The sequence below is a fragment of the Ferruginibacter sp. genome (assembly GCF_031430955.1).
Taxonomy (GTDB): Bacteria; Bacteroidota; Bacteroidia; order Chitinophagales; family Chitinophagaceae; genus Ferruginibacter.
The window spans coordinates 1-3,704 of record NZ_JANPCM010000100.1 but is presented as its reverse complement, the minus strand read 5'-3'; the positions used below and the strand labels follow the sequence as shown (position 1 = coordinate 3,704).

The following is a 3,704-nucleotide window of genomic DNA, read 5'->3' as shown; positions in this document are numbered from 1 at the left end:
ATTTAAACAAAGCGAAAGTGATTGAAAGAAATTAATTCTTTTTTCAAGAGAGTGGGTTAGGATGGCGTTAATGCAGATGGCAGCATCGCAGGGTATTACAGAAATGTCATCGGCTGACATATCCATCCGGTGATATTCTATATTATCAAACCCGGTATATTTTTCTTTTGCTATCTGCAAATTTTTTGCAGAGATATCTGCAGCAATAACCATTTTAAATTTTGGTGCCAGCACCGGCATCCATTTACCCACAGCACAACCAATATCAATAATAGTTTTTTCAGGCGAAGCCATTGCCTCAATTGCGGCAACAATACTGCCCGATACATCATTTTGCAACACATCAAATATTTCAGTTTCGTATTTGGGGGCAATTGTTTCCCAGTATTTTCTGTCCATGCTTATAGTTTAATTAACTGGTGTTGATAATTCAGGATAAAAGTTACGAAAAATGGAGATACAATAAAAATGAAGGTTGCTTATTTGAAGTTGCTGGACAGTTAACCAACAGGGGTAATAGTAGGGTCTTATAAGATTTTATATTGCTGTGGTTGAATTGTTTTTATCCTGTAGGCAATGTAGTCCTCTCCATTATTTTGAAATAGTGCAACAGCTAATGCTATCTGCTGCGGTGTGAGTCGTTCATCTTTAATCAATACAGGCGCAATTTTTTCATCCCCGTAAAATCTCCTGCATTGCCTGATATCTTCCACATCACCCCTTTCAAAAACTCTTTCAATAATAAATGTAGCCTTTTCATCAAAGTCTAATTTTTCGGAATCTACATCCCAGAAAATGCGTTTGTTGTCGTATGGTTTGGTGGGCTTTTGCATAAGTCATATTGAAGTATAACTATAATTATTTAATTTCCTACCGTTAATTAAACAATGATTTTCTTTAAATCTTTTGATTAGTGCTTTTTCCTCCACAGCACATAAGGAAATTCCCTTAATATCTAAAATAGTTTCTTTGTCAGATTTACGACAATATACAGCAATTGTATATTGTTTTGGTATCTTCTTTTTTAAGATTTCACCAACAGGTATTCCTCTTGGAGTATTTTTATAACCATTCACATGTTCTTTTAATCTCTCAAGAATAGTTTTTTCAGTCATTCCAATGTAAATAATTTTACAGGCTTTCTTTTCTTTTTCGGTTACGAACACATAAACATTTCCCGATTCAACTTTTATGTTTTTTGCTTCCTTTTTAAAAAGAATTTCATTTGTTTTAATCTGAATCTTAAGCTTCCCAATCCTTTTGAATTTTAAAATCGTAAGTTCCCTTTTTAAAGTCATGTTTTTATTTAATTTAAAGAATTTATTTTCTAAACCGCTCACTCACTACCAACTCCTTACTCCCAGCCATATAAACATAAAATCCTTCACCACTTTTAACACCCAATTTACCAGCCATTACCATATTTACCAACAGCGGGCAAGGGGCATATTTAGGATTACCAAAACCATCCTGCAAAACTTTTAAAATACTCAGGCAAACATCCAGGCCAATAAAATCGGCTAACTGCAATGGCCCCATCGGGTGTGCCATTCCCAGTTTCATTACGGTATCAATTTCTTCTACACCTGCAACGCCTTCATATAAACTGTAAATGGCTTCATTAATCATGGGCATTAATATGCGGTTGGCAATAAAGCCAGGGTAATCGTTTACTGCACAGGGAATTTTACCTAATTGTTTACTTAATTCGATAATAGTTTGCGTTACTTCTTTTTTTGTAGCGTAGCCATTTATAATTTCTACCAGTTTCATTACCGGCACGGGGTTCATAAAATGCATACCAATTACTAATTCCGGACGTTTGGTTATGGCTGCAATTTTTGTAATGGAGATAGATGAGGTGTTGGTCGCTAAAATACATCCTGCAGGTGCAGCAATATCCATCTGTTTAAAAATGCTGAGTTTTAAATCAATATTTTCTGTTGCAGCTTCTACTACCAGCGCCGCATTTTTAATGCCTTCCGCAATATCTGTTACTGAGGTAATATTTTTAAGCGTTTGTTTTTTTTGTTCTTCAGTTACTGTGCCTTTTGCAATTTGCCGGTCGATATTTTTTTCAATAGTAGTTAGTGCCCTTTGCAATTGCGATGGATTAACATCAATTAAATTTACTGTAAAACCACTTTGTGCAAATACATGAGCAATGCCATTGCCCATGGTGCCTGCGCCGATTACGCTCACTTTGCCCCCTCCGCCCCCAGAAGGGGGAACTAAAAGAGAATTAAAATTTGAAGTGCTGTTCATTTTATTAAGAGTTTATTTTTTCTTTTTTGTTTTTCACTCATTTCGTAATTTTTTTGTTGCAAAACATAATCTTCTTTTTCATCTTCTACATTTCCCTCCCCCTGGGGGAGGATAGGAGGGGCTTTGTTTTATAAAATAAAAGCTGCATTAAATTTAAGAAGAGCTGAGTAAAGAACTAAATGTTGAAGAGTGTCTCGCCTTAGGCCAGACCAATGCAGCTAAATAGCATTACAAAAATTCGGCTCCAAAAACCTCACCCCAACCCCTCTCCTTTAGGAGAGGGAACTCAAGAGGGGCTCATAATAATTCAAAACTTTTTATTTTCATCTTCGCTACAATCTCCTTCGTTTCCTCCCCCTTTGGGGGAGATAGAGGGGGCTTTCAGGGGGCGGGAGGAGCTTCTTACTTAAACGCATTCAACCCCGTCACATCCATTCCAGTTATCAGCAAATGAATATCATGAGTGCCCTCATATGTAATTACACTTTCCAAATTCATCATGTGTCGCATTATCGGGTACTCGCCGGTAATGCCCATGCCGCCCAGCATTTGGCGGGCATCACGGCAAATATTGGTAGCCACTTCGCAGGCATTTCTTTTCGCCATACTTACTTGCTGAGGAGTAACTTTTCCTTCGTTCATCAGTACACCTAAGCGCCAGTTTAATAATTGTGCCTTGGTAATTTCGGTAACCATTTCTGCCAATTTTTTTTGCTGCAGTTGAAATTGTGCAATAGGTTTTCCAAACTGAATTCTTTCTTTGCTGTACTCCAAAGCAATATGATAACAATCCATTGCCGCACCAATTGCGCCCCACGCAATACCGTAACGGGCTTTGGTTAAGCATCCCAGCGGACCTTTCAATCCTTTTACATTGGGTAAAATATTTTCTTTCGGAATTTTTACATTATCAAAAACCAACTCCCCGGTGGCGCTTGCACGCAAACTCCATTTGCCATGTGTTGTAGGCGTACTAAAACCTTCCATCCCTCTTTCTACAATCACACCCCTTATATCTCCGGCTTCATCTTTTGCCCACACAACAGCTACCTGTGCAAAAGGCGCATTGCTGATCCACATTTTTGCGCCGTTCAATAAAACATGATCGCCGGCATCCTTAATGGTAGTGAGCATACCACTTGGGTCGCTGCCATGGTTGGGTTCTGTTAATCCAAAACAGCCTAACCATTCGCCGCTGGCTAGTTTGGGTAAATATTTATTGCGTTGTTCTTCGCTGCCGTACTGATAAATAGGAAACATTACCAACGAGCCCTGCACACTAGCGGTGCTGCGTACACCGCTGTCGCCACGTTCCAGTTCCTGCATCATTAAACCGTAAGAAATATAATCAAGGCCGCCGCCGCCGTATTGCTCAGGCACGGTTGGCCCAAAGCAACCCAAATCTCCAAGTTGTTTTATAATCTGTTGTGGAAATTCTG

5 protein-coding genes are annotated in these 3,704 nt (G+C 38.8%); all 5 read right to left on the bottom strand.

Going from position 1 to position 3,704, the window contains the following annotated elements; genetic code table 11:
• Window positions 1–399, bottom strand: a 399-nt coding sequence (locus ACY65O_RS02775) for a class I SAM-dependent methyltransferase (RefSeq protein ID WP_462219327.1), incomplete at its 3' end; no start/stop codon positions are given.
• Between the two features lie 128 nt (window positions 400–527).
• The gene (locus ACY65O_RS02770; RefSeq protein ID WP_462219326.1) at window positions 528–833 is read right to left on the bottom strand and encodes a DUF6922 domain-containing protein; all 306 of its coding nucleotides are present in this window, start codon (window positions 831–833) and stop codon (window positions 528–530) included.
• Between the two features lie 3 nt (window positions 834–836).
• Window positions 837–1,298, bottom strand: coding sequence for a GIY-YIG nuclease family protein (locus ACY65O_RS02765; RefSeq protein ID WP_462219325.1), 462 nt, complete (start codon window positions 1,296–1,298; stop codon window positions 837–839).
• 22 nt (window positions 1,299–1,320) lie between these two features.
• Complete coding sequence (locus ACY65O_RS02760) at window positions 1,321–2,265, bottom strand: 3-hydroxyacyl-CoA dehydrogenase family protein (RefSeq protein WP_462219324.1); 945 nt, start codon at window positions 2,263–2,265, stop codon at window positions 1,321–1,323.
• A 402-nt stretch (window positions 2,266–2,667) separates the two neighbouring features.
• Window positions 2,668–3,704: acyl-CoA dehydrogenase family protein (locus ACY65O_RS02755; RefSeq protein ID WP_462219323.1), on the bottom strand; the 1,037-nt coding region annotated here is incomplete at its 5' end.